Here is a 15914-nt window from a genome sequence, read left to right on the forward strand (position 1 = left end):
AGCGTCTACCCGGTGTCGATGGAGGAGCTGCAGAATATCACCGGAGTCGGCAAGAGCAAGGCTGAGAAGTACGGTGCCCCCTTCATCGCTCTGATCAAGGAGTATGTGGAGGAGAATGACATCGAGCGGCCGGAGGACATCCGTATCCGGACGGTCCCCAATAAGTCCAAGCTCAAGGTCTCCATCGTGCAGCACATCGATCGGAAGGTCTCGCTCGAGGACATCGCCAACTCCAATAACATGGACTTCAGCGACCTGCTCTCGGAGATCGAGTCGATCGTCTACTCCGGCACGAAGATCAATATCAACTACTTCATCGATGACGTCATGGACGCCGACGACGTGGATGAGATCTTTAATTACTTCCGCCACTCCCCCACGGATGACCTCGACTCGGCAATGTCTGCCCTCGAGGTGTATGAAGAGGACGAGGTGAGACTCGTCAGGATAAAGTTCATCTCCGAGCTGGCTAATTGAGTCATGACACGATCTAAGTCACTTCCCCTACTCCTCTTGCTGGGCAGTCTCATTCTGCTTCTCTCCGGCTGTCATAAGAGAGGCGGAGAGGAGGATATCAATCAGCGGATCAGTTGGCAGACAGTCCACGTCGAGAGAGCCTACACCGACACCCTCACGCCGAGGATCCGGCAGGACACCACCCTCTCCGTACCGACCTACACCGTCTCGCTGGATCTCCTTGAGCCGACTGCCGAGGGAGATGCGGGAGTGGTGGCAGACTCTCTCAGGAGCTACCTCATCGCCTGCCACGCCCTGGAAGGACCCGACTATGAGGTCCATATGAGTATGCAGAGCTACCTTGACAGTGTAGTGGCTCAGGGGCTGGAGAGCTATATCTCCGACCTGGCACGCGCCAAGACTCTGATGAGAGACGATGCGGAGTCGCCCACGGCGCTTCTCTCCTTCTTCGCTGAGGAGATGATCAAGTCCGACTCCCTGACTTATAATCAGGCAGACCTGGTTTCCGTCAAGATCAGCCAGTACGACTTCAGCGGCGGAGCCAATGGCGCCTCCTCGATCCGGTCCGCCAATTACGATCTCAAGCACAATACCCCGATCACCGTCCATCAGCTCTTCGCAGACGGCTCTGAGGATAAGGTCGACGACCTGCTCCTCTCTGCGCTGATGAAGTCCTTCGGAGTGGACAGCCCCGACGCTCTCGCCGACAAGGGGGTCTACTTCTATGAGGAGGCAAAGATGGGAGAGTACTTCTACCTCACCTCGGGGGGCGTCACCTTCTACTTCAATCCCTACGACATCGCCGCCCACTTCGTCGGACCGATAGAGCTGACGCTGCCCTACGCTGATATTGCCGGCTGCCTCAAGGATGAGTACAAGCAGCGACTGATGACCGAATGAGCGCCGACCTGACTATCATAGAGCGGTACTTCCCCACCCTCACCGCTGAGCAGCTGGACCGGCTGAGCCGGCTGCCTGATCTATATAAGGAGTGGAATGAGAAGATCAACGTTGTCTCTCGTCGTGACATCGACCAGATCCTCGAGCACCACATCCTCCACTCGATGGTGATCGGGCGGTACACCTCCTTCCGTCCCGGGACGCGGATCATCGACGTCGGCACCGGTGGCGGACTGCCTGGGATACCGCTGGCGATCCTTTTCCCCGAGTGTCACTTCACCCTGATCGACGGGACGGGGAAGAAGATCCGCGTCACACAGGCCATCGCCGATGCGATCGGACTAACGAATGTGGAGGCTGTCCATACCCGCTCCGAGGAGTGGCAGGGACGCTACCACTTCATCGTCAGCCGTGCTGCGATGGACCTCTCCGATCTCGTCCGCACGTCGGGTCACCTGATCGACCGGAGGGAGCAGCTCAATGCCCTCCCCAATGGGATCATCACCCTCAAGGGTGGCGATCTGACGGAGGAGCTACGACCCTTCCGCAAGTCGGTCGAGGTGGTGGAGATCAAGAGCCTCTATCCCGAGCTCGAGTACTACGACACTAAGAAAATCATTTACCTACCCCTACACTGATGCTACACTTCCAGACATTTACCGTCAATCAGATCTTTGAGCACCCCTATCTCGTATGGGACGACACGCTCGAGACGGTCATCATCGACCCGGGCTTCGGCTCGGTCCGCGCGACGGAACAGCTGGCCGCTTTCGTCGAGAAGAAAGGTCTGCGCCCCGTCCGCTGCATCCTGACGCACGCCCACTTCGATCACGTCATGGGCGCCTCCTTTGTCCGGGACAAGTGGGGACTTGAGATCGAGGCATCGTCGGATGAGATCGGCAGCCTGCCGAGCCTGATGGATCAATTTGCCGCCATGTCTCTAAAGGTACCCGAGGGAGTTCGCGAGGTGGAGCTTGTCCCCTTTCGCGACGAGGAGCAGGGGCAGGTTCGCTATGGGGAGCGGACGCTGCGAATCCTGCGGACCCCCGGTCACACAGCCGGTGGGGTCTCCTTTTTTGACCAAGAGGCCGGGGCGCTCTTTACCGGGGACACGCTCTTCGCCGGGGGCTGCGGCAGGACCGACCTCTGGGGCGGTGACGAGGCGCAGCTGATGCACTCGATCCGAGAGGTGCTCTTTGCCCTGCCCGACGAGACGGAGGTCTACCCGGGGCACGGACCCCTTACCACCATTGGGGAGGAGAAGAAGAATTACAAGTAAAAACCAGACATACAACTATCTATGAAACTAAGAGCAAAGTATCTGCTGAGCCTCCTCGCGCTCCTCGTCCTCGCCCCCTCCGCCCGCGCGGACAAGGGGATGTGGATCCTCAATGAGCTGAAGAAGGAGAATATCGAGCGGATGAAAGAGCTTGGGCTGAAGGTCGACCCGACCAAGTTCTTCTCCAACACCGACCCCGGCATCGCCAATGCGGTGGTGATCTTCGGCGGCGGCTGCACCGGCATCACCGCCTCCGATCAGGGGCTTATCTTCACCAATTACCACTGCGGCTTCGGCTCCATCCAGAGCGTCAGCGCCGTGGAGCACGACTACATCACCAATGGCTTCGTCGCCCACCGCACCTCTGAAGAGCTCCCGATCGAGGGGCTTCAGGTCAAGTACCTCCGGGAGACGGTCGACGTCACCGCCCGCGTCATGGAGGCGGCGGCTCAGGAGCCGGACCCGATGAAGAAGTATGGTGCGATCCGCACCTCCTGTGAGCAGATCGCCAGGGAGTACGGCGGGGACAAGCACACCTCGGCGGAGGTGATCCCCTTCTACGAGAGCAATCGGTACTACCTCATCGTCTACGATGTCTTCACCGACGTGCGTCTCGCCTTTGCGCCCCCCGCATCGGTCGGGAAGTTTGGCCGAGACACCGACAACTGGATGTGGCCCCGCCACACCATCGACTACTCCGTCTTCCGCGTCTACGCCGGCAAGGACAATAAGCCAGCCGACTATGCTGCCGACAACGTCCCCTACAAGCCCGCCTACTACGCCAAGATCTCCCTCAAGGGAGTGAAGGAGGGAGACTACTCCATGACTATCGGCTTCCCCGGCTCCACCGACCGCTACCTCTCCTCCTGGGGCATCGTCGACCGGATCGAGAATAGCAACAAGCCGCGCATCCTCGTCCGTGGCATCAAGCAGGATATCTGGAGTGAGTATATGGCAAAGGACAATGCCATCAATATCCAGTACATCAGCAAGTATCTCGGCTCCTCCAATTACTGGAAAAACTCGATCGGTATGAATGCCGGGCTCAAGAAGCTCGACGTCGAGAGTGACAAGCGCGCCATCGAGGAGGAGTTTGCCCGCTGGGTCGCCGCCGACCCGAAGCGTCAGGCAGAGTACGGCGATGTGCTCGCGCGTCTGCAGCGCAACCTCGAGAAGACCGGTCCCATGAAGCACGACCTGACGATCCTCACCGAGGCACTCTCAGGCACTGAGCTCCGTGCCCTCTCCACCCTGCCCGGCAAGGAACCCGGCGCCTTTGACGGAACTAAGCTCTACAAGGACTACAACCCCGTCGTCGCCAAGGCGACCACGCCGGCGATGCTGAGGGTGATCCGGGAGAATGTCGCCCCTGAGCACCTCCCCTCTATCTTTGCCAAGATCGACGAGAAGTTTGGCGGCGATGTGGTAAAGTACACGGACTATCTCTTCGCCAACTCTGTCGTGGTGGAGAAGGGACGGATGATGGATGCCCTCCGCAACTACGACGCGCTGAAGGCTGCCTTCCCCACCGACCCGGCCGTGGAGCTGGTCGCCAGCATTATGGAGCAGGTCAATAAGATCTCCGCCGAGATGCAGCCCTACACCTACGACTACTACGCCGCCCGCAGGATCTTTATGAAGGGACTGATGGAGATGTGGCCCGACCGTGCCCTGCCGAGTGACGCCAACTTCACCATGCGCCTCAGCTACGGCTCCGTCGGCGGCTACCGCCCCTACGATGCCGGCTGGTACGACTACTACACCACGTCGGTCGGTATGCTGGAAAAGAATGCAACCGGCAAGTCTGACTACTTCGTCCAGCCCGAGATCGTAAGTATGCTCAAGGACAGCAGCACCTACGGTCGCTGGGCGGCTGAGGACGGCACGCTCCACACCGACTTCATCTCCAATAACGACATCACCGGCGGCAACTCCGGCAGCCCCGTCTTCGATGGCGAGGGACACCTGATCGGTCTAGCCTTCGACGGCAATTGGGAGGCGATGAGCGGTGACATCGAGTTTGAGCCCAACCTCCAGCGATGCATCTGCGTCGACATCCGTGCCATGCTCTACTACATGGACAAGTGGGGCAAGGCGGAGAGCCTGATCAGCGAGCTCACCTTCGTGAAGTAAGTTTTCCACCCCTCAATTAATGCGATTGCCCCGGAGCGTCTCTCCAGACTGCTCCGGGGCAATCGTTTTTTCCCGTTAATGCGAGGAGAAGCAGCTCTTTCCTTAGTGCGCCTACTTCAGAGCCCCCTTGAGTGACGGCAAAGTTGCCCCCTCAGTCTGATCATTCACTAAACCCGGTAATAGTGATCACTAATACCGGGTTTAGTCGCGACTAATACCGGTAAAAGAAAACAGCCTGAAGGTGGATCCTTTCCTACGCTCTTATTTCGTACTTTTGTGGTAATGATAGACGAAAAGAACCTTACTCCTAAGGATAATAAGGAGGAGATACGCGCCCTGCTCATCGGGGTCTCCACGCCGGAGCAGACAGAGCGCCAGACGCGAGACTACTTAGATGAGCTCGCCTTCCTCGCCATGACGGATGGCATCACCGCTGCAGCGATGATGACGCAGAATCTCGATGCCCCCAAGTCCGGCTCCTATCTCGGGAGCGGTAAGCTCGAGGAGTGCGCTGAGCTGATCGAGCGGGACAAGCTCGATCTCGTCATCGTGGACGATGAGCTGACCGCCGTGCAGATCAATACGATCGAGAAGGCGTGCAAGGTGCCGGTCCGCGACCGTACCAGCCTGATCCTTGACATCTTTGCCGACCATGCCCGCACCGCTTACGCCAAGACGCAGGTGGAGCTGGCGCAGTACAACTATATGCTGCCTCGCCTGACCCGTATGTGGACCCACCTCGACCGCCAGCGTGGTGGTGGGACAAATATGCGCGGACCGGGTGAGACGCAGCTGGAGACCGACCGCCAGCTGATCAAGCGGCGCATCTCTAAGCTGCGGGACGACCTTACGAAGATCGATAAGCAGAAGCAGACGCAGCGGAAAAACCGTGGCGCCCTCGTGCGTGTCGCCCTCGTCGGCTACACCAACGTTGGCAAGTCGACGATTATGAACTCTCTCTCCAATAGCGAGGTCTTTGCCGACAACCGCCTCTTCGCCACCCTCGACACCACGGTGCGCAAGGTGGTGATCAAGAATCTTCCTTTCCTTCTCTCCGACACCGTCGGCTTCATCCGCAAGCTCCCGACAGAGCTGATCGAGTCCTTCAAGTCCACCCTGGACGAGGTGCGCGAGGCGGACCTCCTACTCCATGTAGTGGACATCTCGCACCCTGCCTTTGAGGACCAGATCGCTGTGGTCTCCAAGACGCTCGACGAGCTACTGGAGGGGGAGAAGAAACCGGTCATCCTGGTCTTCAATAAGATCGATGACTACTCCTACGTGGAGAAGGATCCGGACGACCTCACCCCGGCGACGAAGGAAAACCTCTCCCTCGAGGATCTGGAGAAGACCTGGATGGCGCATATGGGCGAGAGCGACGTCGCCTTCGTCTCCGCCAAGACCGGTCAAGGTATGAGCGAACTGAAGGAGCTGCTCTACGACCGGGCTAAGGAGATCCACGTCACCCGCTACCCCTACAACGACTTCCTCTACTGATCCCGGGATGAACCACCTCCTCCCTGTCGTCATCGGATTTCTCCTCGACCTCTGCCTCGGTGACCCACGATGGATGCCCCATCCGGTCATCGCCATGGGGCGGCTGATCAGTCGGCTGGAGCGATGGCTGAGACGGGACGGGCAGACGCCGGGAGAGGCTTACCGAGCCGGGCTCCTGCTCTGGTTCATCGTCGTGCTGGTGTGCGGAGGACTCTGCGCCCTCGTGATTTTCCTCGCCACAGCCCTTCACCCTGTCCTGGGGCTGGCAGTGGAGAGCATCCTCTGCTGGCAGGTGCTGGCGACGCGCTCTCTGGTGACGGAGGCTCGCAAGGTGGAGCAACCTCTCCTCCACGGGAATCTCCCTGAGGCGCGCCGTGCGGTCTCGATGATCGTCGGACGGGACACGGAGAGTCTCTCCGCCGAGGGGGTCACCAAGGCTGCGGTGGAGACGGTGGCGGAGAATACCTCCGATGGCATCGTGGCACCGCTTCTCTTCCTCATCCTCGGTGGGGCGCCCCTCGGTATCGCTTATAAGGCGGTGAATACGATGGACTCCATGATCGGCTACATTGATGAGCCGTACACCCACTTCGGACGCTTTGCCGCCCGTGCCGATGACTTTTTCAATTACCTCCCCGCACGGCTCAGTGCCCTCATGATGCTGCTTGCCGGTCTGCTCCTCGGGCTGAACGGGCATCAGGGCTGGCGAGTGTTCCGTCGCGACAGATACAAGCACGCCAGCCCCAATTCAGCCCAGACCGAGTCGGTCATGGCGGGGCTGCTGAGGGTGCAGCTGGCAGGCGATGCCAGCTATGGCGGACACATTCACCACAAGCCCTTCATCGGCGATCCACTTCGCCCGGTCGAGCCGCAGGACATCAGCCGCAGCTGTCGCGTGGCGACGGCGACGGCGGTCCTCTCGCTGCTGATCTTTGGCTCCATAACCTATCTGATCATCCACTGACCCATGCTCTACGAGGAGGACTATCCCCACGGAGGGGATCGCTACAGCCGACCGATCCGGCTGGACTTTTCGGTCAATACCAATCCCTATGGACCTCTCCCCGAGGTGGTCGAGGCGGCACTCGGCAGCGGCGCTGAACTGGATCACTATCCGGATCCCTATTGTCGGGAGCTGGTTCGGGCGATTGCCCATAAGGAGCAGCTGCCGGAGGAGTACATCCTCTGTGGCAATGGCGCAGCTGACCTGATTGATCTCTATGTCCGCGCCCTGCGACCGAGGACGGCAATGGAGGCGGCACCCACCTTTTCCGAGTACCATCGCAGCCTTACCGCTGCAGGGTGTGAGGTGAGAGATGTGGTGCTGACGCGTGAGAGCGGCTTCGTGTGGGAGGAGTCGGTCCTCAGTCGCCTGGAAGATGAGCAGCCGGATCTGCTGGTTCTCTGTAACCCCAATAACCCTACCGGTCGGCTTATCAGCCCCTCGCTGCTTGACCGTATCCTGGCACGCTGTGATGAAAGAGGGATAGCGGTCCTGATCGACGAGTGCTTCATCGACCTCGCTGACCTAAGGGAGAGTCGCACTTCAGACTTAGCGTGCTACCCCGGACTGATGATCCTAAACGCCTTTACCAAGAGCCACAGCCTCGCCGGACTGCGTCTCGGCTACTGTATGACTGCCGACAGCCGCCTGCTCACCCGTATGAGCCGTCTCTCTCAGCCGTGGAATGTCTCCGTGCCGGCTCAGCGGGCCGGGGTGGTGGCTGCGGGGCGGAGCGACTTCCTCATCAAGTCTCGAGCGAAGATCCGGGAGCAACGGGCAGCACTCAGTGCGGGTCTCGAGGAACTGGGGCTGGAGGTGCTCCCGTCGGAGGCCAATTTTCTCCTCTTTCGGGGTCCGATGGGGCTGGATGCAGAGCTGGAGCGGAGGGGGATAATGATCCGCAACTGCGCCAATTATCACGGTCTCTCCGACGGTTGGTACCGCATTGCCGTCCGTCCGGAGGATGAGAATAGCGTTTTACTCAACACCCTATCTACTATACTGAAGTGCCATGGCTAAGAACCTTATGATCCAGGGGACTATGTCCAATGCCGGGAAGAGCCTCGTGGCTGCCGGCATCTGTCGTATTCTCCACCAGGACGGCTACAGGGTCGCCCCCTTTAAGAGCCAAAATATGGCGCTCAACTCCTACATCACCGGTGACGGCGGGGAGATGAGCCGTGCACAGGTGGTTCAGGCGGAGGCGTGCGGCGTTCGACCCGATACGCGGATGAACCCGATCCTGCTGAAGCCCAACTCCGACCACAGCAGTAAGGTGATCGTCAATGGCCGTCAGGTCGCAGTACTACCCGCCGGTGAGTATATGAAAGAGCGCTCTCGGCTCATCCCCGAGGTGCTCCGGGCATACAACAGCCTTGCCGCAGAATCGGATATTATGGTGATCGAGGGTGCCGGAAGCCCGGTGGAGCTCAATCTCAATCGCCGGGACATCGTCAATATGGGGCTTGCCGAACTGGTGGACGCTCCGGTGCTGCTTGTTGGCGACATAGACCGGGGCGGGATCTTTGCCCAGCTCTACGGCACTGCTGCACTCTTTCGCCCCGAGGAGAAGAAGCGGTTGAAGGGGCTCCTGATCAATAAGTTTAGGGGAGACCTCGACCTCCTCCGTCCGGGGCTTGCGACCCTCGAGGAACTCTGCCGTGTGCCGGTGGTGGGCGTGATCCCTCACATCGACGTGGACGTGGAGGATGAGGACAGCCTCTCCGACAAGCTGACCGCCCACAAGCCCCGTAAGCCGATCGACGTTGTCGTGATGCACCTGCCGCATATCGCCTGCTTCTCCGACTACTCGCCACTGGAGCACTACGACAATGTCTCCGTGCGGTACATCAAGGATCCGGAGGACTTCGGTGAGCCGGCACTGGCGATCATCCCGGGCAGCACCTGCACGACGAAGGACCTCGAGTGGCTCCGCGCCTCTGGTCTCGCCGACCGACTGCAGCAGCACATCGCCGACGGAGGGCTGACGATCGGGATCTGCGCCGGCTACCAGATGCTTGGCGAGGAGATCCTCGACCCGGACCACTTAGAGACAGAGACGATCGAGCGAATCGAGGGACTGGGTCAGCTGCCCATCCGGACGCTCTTTAGTGGGGAGAAGGAGCAGCACCGCTCCACCGGTCGCCTCGGGGAGATAGCAGGCGAACTCTCCTGCCTCAGCGGACTACCCTACGACGGCTACGAGATACACACCGGACGCTGCACCGACCAGGAGACGGCGCCTGTACTGAGGGGAGAAAAGAATGTCTACGGAACCTATGTCCACAGCTTCTTCGACCATCCCGAGATCTCTCAGGCGCTCATCGCCCGGCTCTCTGAGCGGCTCGGCATACCGACTGACCTGCGTCGCTTTGACCTCAAGGCGTACAAGGAGCAGCAGTACGACCTCCTCGCAGACGGTGTCCGTCAGGCTCTCGATATGGACCTCCTCTACCGGATCATCGATCGGAAGGTATGAGCCACATCCTGCTGATCATCGACGGGATGACTGACCCGCACTTCCGGCTCGCTGACTATCCCTCCATGGACTCGATGCATCGGCTCGCTCCCGTAGATTACTCCGAGGGCGGGCGTCCTGAGACCCTCGCCTGCACCCTGCGGATCCTCGGTCTCCGACAGGTCCCGCCCCACATTCGCCCCGTTGTAGAGGCATATGGCGCCGGGCTGGAGGTGGCTCCGGACGACCTCTGGCTACGAGCCAGCTGGTTCCACATCGATGAGCAGGGACAGCCCGATCGGCAGGAGAGCCCGGACACCTTTACCCTTCCCACGGACACCACGGCAGACGTCGAGCCACACGACCTCGGTCAGGGGCACTGGCTCTTTCGCCTAAGAGAGGAGCGCTCCCTCTGTGAGAGGCTCACGCTGCCCACCCCTTTCGTCACCGGCAAGATGGGCGACCTCCTGCCCGAGGGGGATGAAACCATCCGGGATTACTTCAGCCACCTGGCGACTCCCCGGCATCGGCTCATCATCTGGGACAAAGGAGTGAGCTGCCCCCTTCCACAGCTCCAGGAACCTTCAGTCATCATAGCGGCAGAGAAGGTCCTGCTCGGACTGGGAAAAATGCTCGATTGGGAGACGGTGACCCATCCTGCGCTCACAGGAGACTCAGACACCGATCTCGACCTCCTCGCACGACTCACGCTGGAGGCTGCCGACCGGAACGACCGGGTGATCGTGCATGTCAATGGCGCAGACCAGGCTGGACACCGGAGAGACGAAGCCGGCAAGAGGGCTTTTCTCCGTTGTGTAGACAGCGAACTCCTCCCCCTGCTCCTCCGCTCGCCGCACCACCTCACCCTCACCTCCGACCACGGCTGCGACCCCGTCACCGGCTGCCACCTCGCCGGCCCCCAACCCATACTCTGCTCTGGGATGACGCATTTGAGGGGTAATGAGGGATACAGAAAACAATTCAGCTCATTGTGAAGATCCGGAAACGAAGCGCCCCTTGCGGTTCGCACCATCTGTCTATCGAAGTGCGCCCCTAAGAGTCTCTTCCTACAGCTCGAAACGCCCGACAGAGGATATAGAATGCACGTAGCAGGAGAAGCAGTGGCTCCCCCCATCACCTCGGCTGAGCGACGATCACCTCGCTTATCCAGAAGCTTCAGTGGTGCAAATATAGCACCTCCCCCGTGAGGAGTTGTCTCACAGAGTCTCTCCATGTCTCTTCCTGTCTCTTCCTGACCAAAATTGCGTCTTCTGCGGTCTTCTCCACATAGTGAACCTGACCTGTTGGCGAGATCGAACCTGGCAGGGGTGACCGTCAATTAGCTGTAATACCGAAATGCATCACCCTTATTGAGGTATGCCGTATTATTTGGTTATTCAAATATTGTTCGTAACTTTGCGAACAAGAAAGGAGAATTGGAGTGAAGAAGAAACAGTATACAGCAGAGCAGGAACAGATTGCTCGGTTTGCCAAAGCAATGGGACATCCGGCACGGATGGCTATTCTTGATTTCTTGTCAAAACAAGATAGTTGCTTCTTCGGTGATATTCACGATGAATTACCTATTGCTAAAGCAACCGTTTCGCAGCATTTGAAAGAGCTGAAAGAAGCTGGCTTGATTCAGGGGGAAATAGAAACGCCCAAAGTCCGGTATTGTATAAACCTGGAGAATTGGGAACTTGCCCGAAAATTGTTTGCCGCTTTTTTAGGTGACTGTAAATGCAAGGACACATCTAGCTGTGAATAGCAGTACCTTTTTTTTGGAACAATTGTTCGTAGTTCTACGAACTGCGATTATTACATCAACTATAAAGTAGAATGACAATGGAAATTAAAGTATTGGGGACTGGGTGCTCAAGCTGCAAGGCTTTGTACGAAACAACCAAACAAGCTATTTCAGAATTAGGTTGCGATGCAACCCTTATCAAAGAGGAAGATTTATTGAAAATCTTGGAGTATAACATCCTAGGGCTTCCGGCTTTAGTGATCGACGAGAAAGTCGTATCAGCCGGAAAAAAGTTATCCCTTGATGAGGTGAAAGAATTGATAACCAAATAATAGCGACCATGAGAAAAATACTTTATCTACTGATTGCAACGCTGGTCCTGGCTTCCTGTGGTAATGGCTCAAAGGAAAAGACCGGAGAAAATCAAGCGGAAGAAATACAGTCTAACCGCATAGAGGTTCTTTATTTTCACGGAGCGCAGCGGTGTATCACTTGCCGAGCAATAGAAGCAAATACAGGAGCCCTTTTGGATAGCCTTTATTCAAAAGAAATAGCAGACGGTAAAATTGTCTATAAAGTGATCGATATTTCAAAGAAAGAGAATGAAGCGATTGCGGACAAGTACGAAGTGACATGGTCGTCTTTGTTTGTAAACGGCTGGAAAGACGGCAAAGAGAATGTAAACAACATGACCGAGTTTGGCTTTTCCAATGCGAAAAATGCACCGGGCAAGTTTAAAGAGGGAGTTAAGAGCAAGGTTGACGAATTGTTAAAGCAGTTATAAGTTGGACTTTCTTCAATCGCTATTAGACAGCAGCTCTATTCCTGCCATTACAGCTTTTATATTGGGGATTTTAACGGCGGTCAGCCCGTGTCCGTTAGCAACCAACATAACGGCATTGGGATATATCAGTAAGGACATCGAAGACCATCACCGGATATTTATAAACGGATTGCTTTATACTTTCGGCAGAATAGTAAGCTATACGGTTCTTGGCTTTATCCTTATCCCTATACTCCGTAAGGGAGCAAGCATATTTATGGTTCAAAAAGCCGTAAGCAAGTATGGGGAAATGCTGATTGCTCCGGCGTTAATCATCATCGGAATATTTATGCTCGATGTAATAAAACTCAATCTACCGAAAATCAATATCGGCGGTGAAAGTCTGAAAAAGAGGACTAAAGGCGGTTGGGGGGCTATGCTATTAGGGATGCTATTCGCCCTTGCGTTTTGTCCTGCCAGTGGAGTTCTTTATTTCGGTATGCTTATGCCAATGTCAGCAGCAGAAACGGGCGGGTATCTCTTACCTGTAATTTACGCTATTGCTACGGCACTACCCGTAATCATTGTTGCGTGGATTCTAGCGTACAGTGTTGCCGGACTGGGTAAGTTTTATAACCGTATGCAAACATTCGAGCAATGGTTTCGTAAAATAGTTGCCATCCTCTTTATCGCGGCAGGAATTTACTATGCAGTAGTCTTTTATCTATAAGTAAACATAAGGTATCATTTCAAATAAAAACAGCATGAAAAAGATAGAAATCTTCGACCCAGCAATGTGTTGCTCTACGGGTCTCTGTGGAACAAGCATTGACCCTGAATTAATGCGTATTTCGGTTGTTATCGAAACACTTAAGAAACAGGGTATCATCGTTACTCGTCACAATCTACGCGACGAACCGGAAGTATATGTAAGCAATAAAGCAGTGAGCGAGCACCTGCAAAAACATGGGGCAGATGCACTGCCTATTACTTTAGTGGACGGCGAAATCGCTGTTTCAAAAGCCTATCCTACTACCAAACAAATGAGTGAATGGACGGGCATCAATCTGGATTCTATGCCAGTAAAATGAGCATTCACAAGCTAGTTACACGAAAATGAAAGCATTTAATTTATCAGATATAGATTTGACGAAGTACCTTTTCTTCACCGGGAAGGGCGGTGTTGGAAAAACTTCGATTGCTTGTGCTACTGCGGTCGGCTTGGCAGACAATGGTAAGAAAATCCTTCTTATCAGTACAGACCCGGCTTCAAACCTGCAAGATGTGTTTAATCAAACACTGAACGGACACGGCTCGGATATTCTGGAAGTACCCGGCTTAACGGTCGTTAATCTCGACCCGGAACAAGCCGCAGCCGAATACAGGGAAAGCGTCATTGCTCCTTTCCGGGGGCAACTGCCCGAAAGTGTGGTTCAGAATATGGAAGAGCAACTTTCAGGCTCTTGTACGGTAGAAATTGCGGCCTTCAACCAGTTTTCCGATTTTATCACGGATACTGATAAAGCAAAAGATTACGACCATATTATCTTTGACACAGCCCCCACGGGACACACGTTACGAATGCTACAACTGCCTTCAGCGTGGAGTACATTTATTAGTGAGAGTACACACGGGGCATCTTGCTTAGGTCAATTATCCGGTTTGGAAGAACGGAAAGGTATTTATAAGCAGGCAGTTGAAACACTTTCGGATGCAAGCGCAACCCGCTTAGTATTGGTTAGCCGACCTGAAATCGCACCACTGAAAGAAGCCGCCCGTTCTTCTCATGAATTGCAATTACTGGGAATAAAAAACCAGCTATTGGTAATCAACGGGCTTATGCTGCAGTTAGATGAAGCCGATAACGTATCGAAACAGATATATGACAGGCAGCAAAATGCCCTGAAACAGACCCCTGCGGAACTGCTGGAATATCCGTCTTATTATGTTCCTTTGCGGTCATACAATCTATCTAATATTGCGAACATCCGCCGGATGCTTTACGATGATGATTTGACAAATGACGCGAACTATCAGCGGATTACCGATGCCAAAGGGATCGACGAACTGGTAAACAACCTCTATCAATCAGGGAAAAGAGTTATTTTTACTATGGGAAAAGGTGGCGTGGGAAAAACCACAATAGCCACTAAAATAGCTCTAAGATTAACAAAGCTGGGGGCTAAGGTGCATCTTACCACCACCGACCCGGCAAACCATCTGAATTATAACCTTGCTATCCAGGCTGGCATTACAGTAAGCCGGATTGACGAAGCGGAAGTGCTGGAAGCCTATAAAAACGAGGTTCGCAGTAAAGCAGCGGAAACAATGACAGCCGAGGATATGGAATATATAGAGGAAGATTTACGCTCACCGTGTACGCAGGAAATTGCAGTATTCCGGGCTTTTGCTGAGATTGTCGATAAGGCAGAAAAAGAAGTCGTAGTAATTGACACCGCACCTACCGGACACACATTGTTATTGCTGGATGCGACGGAAAGTTACCATAAAGAAGTGCAACGTACACAAGGCGACACTCCCGCTTCCGTGAGAAAGCTGTTACCACGCTTGAGAAACCCGCAGGAAACAGAAATCGTTATTGTGACCCTGCCCGAAGCGACACCCGTATTTGAAGCCGAACGTCTGCAAATGGACTTACAACGTGCCGGTATTAATAACAAATGGTGGGTCGTGAATGCTTGCTTGTCACTAACTGACACCGAAAATCCTTTCTTGCGGGCAAAGGCGCAAAATGAATTGGTTTGGATCAAGAAAGTAGAAGAATTGTCCAAGGGAAATGCAGCCCTGATAGCTTGGAATGATAACTAATAACATGAAGGTTTTAATTCTTTGTACAGGTAATAGCTGCCGCAGTCAAATGGCACACGGCTTTCTACAATCATTTGACAATAAGCTGGATGTCTTTTCGGCAGGAACAAAACCTGCTGAAAAGGTTAATCCGATGGCGGTAAAGGTTATGGATGAAATGGGCATAGACATAGCTCACCATATCCCTAAAAGTGTAGACCTGTATATAGGGCAAGAGTGGGACTATGTTATTACGGTCTGCGGTGGGGCAAAAGAAAGCTGCCCGGTGTTTTCCGGTAAAGTCGGAAAGAGACTGCACATAGGATTTGACGATCCCTCGGAAGCAACCGGCACGCCGGAGTATATAAGCAGTGAGTTTCATCGGGTACGGGATGAAATAAAAGCCCGTTTCTATGACCTCTACCTGAACGAATTAAAGCCACAAATACGCTAAATAGTTGTTGTTATGGAAAAGAAACAAGGAATTGGATTTTTCGAAAAACACCTGTCCCTCTGGGTTGCCCTATGCATCATTATAGGAATTGCCGTGGGACAATGGCTTCCGGCAATTCCACAAACATTGAGCAAATTTGAATATGCCAACGTCTCTATACCCGTGGCAATCCTGATTTGGTTAATGATTTATCCGATGATGCTAAAGGTAGATTTCCAAAGTGTTAAGAATGTCGGCAAGCGTCCGAAAGGGATAATAGTCACTTGCGTTACAAATTGGCTGATAAAGCCATTTACCATGTTCGGAATAGCTTATTTATTCTTCTATGTGGTTTTCAAAGCCTTTATACCTGCCGGATTAGCCGAAGAATATTTAGCCGGGGCGGTATTATTGGG

Annotated in this window: 17 protein-coding genes and 1 pseudogene; all 18 read left to right on the top strand. The window is 54.8% G+C overall.

From position 1 onward, the window contains the following. Positions 1-477 (top strand): HRDC domain-containing protein (locus tag Q0F21_RS01560; RefSeq protein WP_297236743.1); only part of this gene is annotated, 477 nt, incomplete at its 5' end. 3 nt (positions 478-480) lie between these two features. After that, positions 481-1377: a DUF3298 and DUF4163 domain-containing protein gene (locus Q0F21_RS01565; RefSeq protein WP_297236745.1), complete on the top strand. Its 897-nt coding sequence runs from the start codon at positions 481-483 to the stop codon at positions 1375-1377. Continuing rightward, on the top strand, positions 1374-2015 hold the full coding sequence (rsmG, locus tag Q0F21_RS01570; RefSeq protein WP_297236747.1) for a 16S rRNA (guanine(527)-N(7))-methyltransferase RsmG: 642 nt from the start codon (positions 1374-1376) through the stop codon (positions 2013-2015). The genes Q0F21_RS01565 and rsmG overlap by 4 nt, the downstream gene beginning before the upstream one ends. Next, positions 2015-2656, top strand: coding sequence for an MBL fold metallo-hydrolase (locus Q0F21_RS01575; RefSeq protein ID WP_297236749.1), 642 nt, complete (start codon positions 2015-2017; stop codon positions 2654-2656). Before rsmG ends, Q0F21_RS01575 begins: the two co-directional genes overlap by 1 nt. 21 nt (positions 2657-2677) lie before the next feature. Beyond that, positions 2678-4789 (top strand): S46 family peptidase, encoded by a 2112-nt coding sequence (locus Q0F21_RS01580; protein ID WP_297236751.1) that lies wholly within the window; start codon positions 2678-2680, stop codon positions 4787-4789. Positions 4790-5071: 282 nt separating this feature from the next. After that, positions 5072-6286: a GTPase HflX gene (hflX, locus tag Q0F21_RS01585; protein WP_297236753.1), complete on the top strand. Its 1215-nt coding sequence runs from the start codon at positions 5072-5074 to the stop codon at positions 6284-6286. A gap of 7 nt (positions 6287-6293) precedes the next feature. After that, positions 6294-7250, top strand: a complete 957-nt coding sequence (gene cbiB / locus Q0F21_RS01590) for an adenosylcobinamide-phosphate synthase CbiB (protein WP_297236755.1) — start codon at positions 6294-6296, stop codon at positions 7248-7250. Positions 7251-7253: 3 nt separating this feature from the next. Beyond that, the gene (locus Q0F21_RS01595; protein ID WP_297236757.1) at positions 7254-8309 is read left to right on the top strand and encodes a histidinol-phosphate transaminase; all 1056 of its coding nucleotides are present in this window, start codon (positions 7254-7256) and stop codon (positions 8307-8309) included. Continuing rightward, positions 8302-9768, top strand: coding sequence for a cobyric acid synthase (locus tag Q0F21_RS01600; RefSeq protein ID WP_297236759.1), 1467 nt, complete (start codon positions 8302-8304; stop codon positions 9766-9768). Before Q0F21_RS01595 ends, Q0F21_RS01600 begins: the two co-directional genes overlap by 8 nt. Continuing rightward, a complete protein-coding gene (locus Q0F21_RS01605) occupies positions 9765-10742 on the top strand; it encodes a hypothetical protein (RefSeq protein WP_297236761.1) in 978 nt (325 codons plus the stop codon). Before Q0F21_RS01600 ends, Q0F21_RS01605 begins: the two co-directional genes overlap by 4 nt. A 446-nt stretch (positions 10743-11188) precedes the next feature. Next, complete coding sequence (locus Q0F21_RS01610; protein ID WP_297236763.1) at positions 11189-11515, top strand: winged helix-turn-helix domain-containing protein; 327 nt, start codon at positions 11189-11191, stop codon at positions 11513-11515. A gap of 77 nt (positions 11516-11592) precedes the next feature. Further along, entirely contained in the window at positions 11593-11826 is a 234-nt protein-coding gene (locus tag Q0F21_RS01615; RefSeq protein WP_297236764.1) for a thioredoxin family protein, read from the top strand. Positions 11827-11834: 8 nt separating this feature from the next. After that, positions 11835-12278: a nitrophenyl compound nitroreductase subunit ArsF family protein gene (locus tag Q0F21_RS01620; protein ID WP_297236767.1), complete on the top strand. Its 444-nt coding sequence runs from the start codon at positions 11835-11837 to the stop codon at positions 12276-12278. 1 nt (position 12279) lies between these two features. Next, entirely contained in the window at positions 12280-12987 is a 708-nt protein-coding gene (locus Q0F21_RS01625) for an aromatic aminobenezylarsenical efflux permease ArsG family transporter (protein WP_297236769.1), read from the top strand. Between the two features lie 34 nt (positions 12988-13021). After that, complete coding sequence (gene arsD / locus Q0F21_RS01630; protein ID WP_297236771.1) at positions 13022-13348, top strand: arsenite efflux transporter metallochaperone ArsD; 327 nt, start codon at positions 13022-13024, stop codon at positions 13346-13348. 25 nt (positions 13349-13373) lie between these two features. Further along, positions 13374-15086, top strand: coding sequence for an arsenical pump-driving ATPase (gene arsA, locus Q0F21_RS01635; protein ID WP_297236773.1), 1713 nt, complete (start codon positions 13374-13376; stop codon positions 15084-15086). Between the two features lie 4 nt (positions 15087-15090). Beyond that, a complete protein-coding gene (locus tag Q0F21_RS01640) occupies positions 15091-15519 on the top strand; it encodes an arsenate reductase ArsC (protein WP_297236775.1) in 429 nt (142 codons plus the stop codon). A gap of 12 nt (positions 15520-15531) precedes the next feature. Continuing rightward, positions 15532-15914, top strand: a pseudogene (locus tag Q0F21_RS01645) (arsenical-resistance protein); the annotation flags it as partial.

Source organism: uncultured Porphyromonas sp. (genome assembly GCF_934359325.1).
GTDB lineage: Bacteria > Bacteroidota > Bacteroidia > Bacteroidales > Porphyromonadaceae > Porphyromonas_A.

Excerpts from the sequence above, each read along its gene's own strand:
- Q0F21_RS01565 (WP_297236745.1), top strand. The coding sequence starts at position 481 with ATGACACGATCTAAGTCACTTCCCCTACTCCTCTTGCTGGGCAGTCTC.
- Q0F21_RS01580 (WP_297236751.1), top strand. The coding sequence starts at position 2,678 with ATGAAACTAAGAGCAAAGTATCTGCTGAGCCTCCTCGCGCTCCTCGTC.
- arsD (WP_297236771.1), top strand. The coding sequence starts at position 13,022 with ATGAAAAAGATAGAAATCTTCGACCCAGCAATGTGTTGCTCTACGGGT.
- Q0F21_RS01640 (WP_297236775.1), top strand. The coding sequence starts at position 15,091 with ATGAAGGTTTTAATTCTTTGTACAGGTAATAGCTGCCGCAGTCAAATG.
- Q0F21_RS01605 (WP_297236761.1), top strand. The coding sequence starts at position 9,765 with ATGAGCCACATCCTGCTGATCATCGACGGGATGACTGACCCGCACTTC.
- Q0F21_RS01600 (WP_297236759.1), top strand. The coding sequence starts at position 8,302 with ATGGCTAAGAACCTTATGATCCAGGGGACTATGTCCAATGCCGGGAAG.
- Q0F21_RS01575 (WP_297236749.1), top strand. The coding sequence starts at position 2,015 with ATGCTACACTTCCAGACATTTACCGTCAATCAGATCTTTGAGCACCCC.
- hflX (WP_297236753.1), top strand. The coding sequence starts at position 5,072 with ATGATAGACGAAAAGAACCTTACTCCTAAGGATAATAAGGAGGAGATA.
- Q0F21_RS01615 (WP_297236764.1), top strand. The coding sequence starts at position 11,593 with ATGGAAATTAAAGTATTGGGGACTGGGTGCTCAAGCTGCAAGGCTTTG.
- arsA (WP_297236773.1), top strand. The coding sequence starts at position 13,374 with ATGAAAGCATTTAATTTATCAGATATAGATTTGACGAAGTACCTTTTC.
- Q0F21_RS01595 (WP_297236757.1), top strand. The coding sequence starts at position 7,254 with ATGCTCTACGAGGAGGACTATCCCCACGGAGGGGATCGCTACAGCCGA.
- rsmG (WP_297236747.1), top strand. The coding sequence starts at position 1,374 with ATGAGCGCCGACCTGACTATCATAGAGCGGTACTTCCCCACCCTCACC.
- cbiB (WP_297236755.1), top strand. The coding sequence starts at position 6,294 with ATGAACCACCTCCTCCCTGTCGTCATCGGATTTCTCCTCGACCTCTGC.
- Q0F21_RS01620 (WP_297236767.1), top strand. The coding sequence starts at position 11,835 with ATGAGAAAAATACTTTATCTACTGATTGCAACGCTGGTCCTGGCTTCC.